Annotated in this window: 2 protein-coding genes; both read right to left on the bottom strand. The window is 55.9% G+C overall.

All coding sequences use genetic code 11. The features are described from left to right. Positions 1 to 55: 55 nt before the first annotated feature. A complete protein-coding gene (locus V6E02_RS12870; protein WP_347309203.1) occupies positions 56 to 910 on the bottom strand; it encodes a hypothetical protein in 855 nt (284 codons plus the stop codon). Between the two features lie 16 nt (positions 911 to 926). Then, on the bottom strand, positions 927 to 2,195 hold the full coding sequence (locus tag V6E02_RS12865; RefSeq protein WP_347309201.1) for a hypothetical protein: 1,269 nt from the start codon (positions 2,193 to 2,195) through the stop codon (positions 927 to 929). Between the last annotated feature and the right edge of the window lie 152 nt (positions 2,196 to 2,347).

Below are 2,347 nucleotides of genomic sequence, written 5' to 3'. Positions count from 1 at the left end.
ACGCGGCTTTGGATCGCGGCCTGCTGCGAACGCCTGGCGGGCAAAACATCAGCCATCACTGTTTACGTGACTGGCACGCCTTGGCGAAGTACGGCGAGCGTTTAAGCGCCCTTTCGTCCTTGCAGCCGCTCTCGAACTCAGCTTTCTCGATGTCCGGATCGAATCGTGCAATGCGGCTCGCACCGCTTTCGGCCACATTCACCGCACCGTGCTTTTTGAAGAAAGCATAAACCTGCGCAGCGGCACTGCCAGGCTGCCATTTGTCGAGTTCTTCCAGGGTGTTTGTGTGAGTGTTCCAAAGATAAACGCAGTAGCCGTATCGATGCACTCTCTTAGCTGTGGGGTGGTCGTTGTCAGGGTGTTCAAATGTTCCTATAATAAAACTATGATTTAGGTGTATATCCAAAATTAGTAAGGGGGGGTCGGAGAAATAGGCGAAGCGGCCTTGATCGGCTTTCGAGACAAGCCTGTCAATTGAATCGGGGTCATCCTTGAAAACCGTTGCACCAATTCGTACCCATCCGTTATGTGTGCCAAGAAAAAAAGTATTAAGAATTTCAAAATCCTGACTGACCACGCTGAGCGCCGGCGTCTGATAGACTAGCACCCAATCACAGAACCCATCAGAATTTAGGTCAAGCTTATAAAAGTAAAAATTGGCGTATAAACCACTGCCTCTCAATCCCTCCCACCCCGTTCCATAAACGACGGAGTCCGCGCCTGAAACGCTTCGCACCCATCCAAACTCTTTCCACTTTCTTGCGGCAGCGTAGTATTTAGGCGGTAAAGGCTTCCCTGGCGGCATCTTGCACGCGGGTATTTCCAATGTCAGCTCCATTTCGGCACCGGATGCCGTGACAACCCCAAAACACAAGACAGCACACAAAATCCCCTTCGCTAGGTTTCGCATGTCCATTCCTTTCCAATCAATTGAGAACCAGTGGGATCATCTGCAGTCCACCGACGCCCTTGCCCTGCATGCCGGGGCGAACAGTGCTTTTGCCAAAGGACTCGGCGCAGCGCAATGAATACCAGTCGCCTTCGCCTGGCTTGTCACCCAGGAAGCGTTTGACGTAATGATTTTGATCGCCGGACGCGCTACTACGGGGCGATGTAAGACTTGAGAGAGATCGTTCCCACTTCCCGCCATTGTGTGCCCGCGCCACCATGGCGGCCAGGTGCACTTCGCTCTTGTCCCATACTGCGGACGACTGCGCCATTTTGGCATTCTTGTGCATGAGCGCCTTGGCCATGATGGTGAATTTGTCATAATCCTTGAAGATACCCATCAGGTAAGTCTTCAGCGCCGCATCGCGCATGATCGCGGTGGTGGCCATGGCCGCACGGGCGTCGCTCAATAAACTTTTACCATTACTGTTCCTTGGCGGCTGGGTCTTCATCCTCGCCATGTCGGTGTACTCTCGTTCGCCAAGGCCAGTCTCCTTGGCGAACATTTTCTGATCAGCCACAGAGAGCTTGGACCAGGCCGCATTGGCATCGGCATAAGTCGGCTGCGCCGCTATTGCATCAAACCAGTCACCGGCCTTCTTGCCACGCTCAAGCGCGTCTTCGAGGGATTTCTTTATTGCCGGGGTCAGCCCCAGCGCTGCCTTGTCCGTTGCACTGAAGTTTGCATAACCGGCAATCAGTTCGCCAACCAGGGTCGTGCCGATGAATTGAGATCGCCCATACGAGGGTGTGTAAACCGGTTCCGTAGTGTGCGGTGGCCCATATTTCAGCTGGTCCACCGGACGGTAGCATTTCGCTGCGTCGCAATAGTAGCCGATTCCGGGGCAGCCATCCGTCGAGCAATCGCGGTTGATACGCGCCGTCTCGTTGATTTCCGCCGCAGCTTCATACCTGGCGATGCGCCGCTGGTCCGAATTACCATCTGCGCCCTCGCCACAAGCAAGTATGCGCTGCTTGCTGGCCTTGCCATAACCCGGAGCCGTCACCTTGATCGGCAATTCTTCCTTGGCAAACCGTCTCTCCGGCAACCACCCCGGCGCCGTGCTTTTGCAATCCCTGCGATCTGCCTCCTTGTCCATCAGATACTCGATCAGTTTGGTGGCCTGGTCATCATCGAATGCGATGTCGTACTGCGGCAGGGTGATGAGCGTGTCCGCGTCGTGCTTGCTGTCGGCCCGCCACTGGGCGACAAGGCGGGTGGTTTGCTGGCGCGAATAGCCGTTCATTTGGACAGAAATCGCAGGATCAGGCCGCCCTCAGTGCGGCCCAGGCGGGGATAGTCTAAGCGTCGCAGGACGGCCTCGACAAAGCGGTGGCGCGCTTCACGCTCGACCGCCTGGAACTGCACCGCCGAGGCGCCGTCGAGAAAAGCGCGCAC

It is taken from the genome of Thiobacter sp. AK1 (assembly GCF_039822265.1).
GTDB classification, from domain to species: domain Bacteria; phylum Pseudomonadota; class Gammaproteobacteria; order Burkholderiales; family Thiobacteraceae; genus Thiobacter; species Thiobacter aerophilum.
The sequence above is the reverse complement of the archived record's forward strand: the minus strand, read 5'-3'. Positions and strand labels throughout refer to the sequence as shown.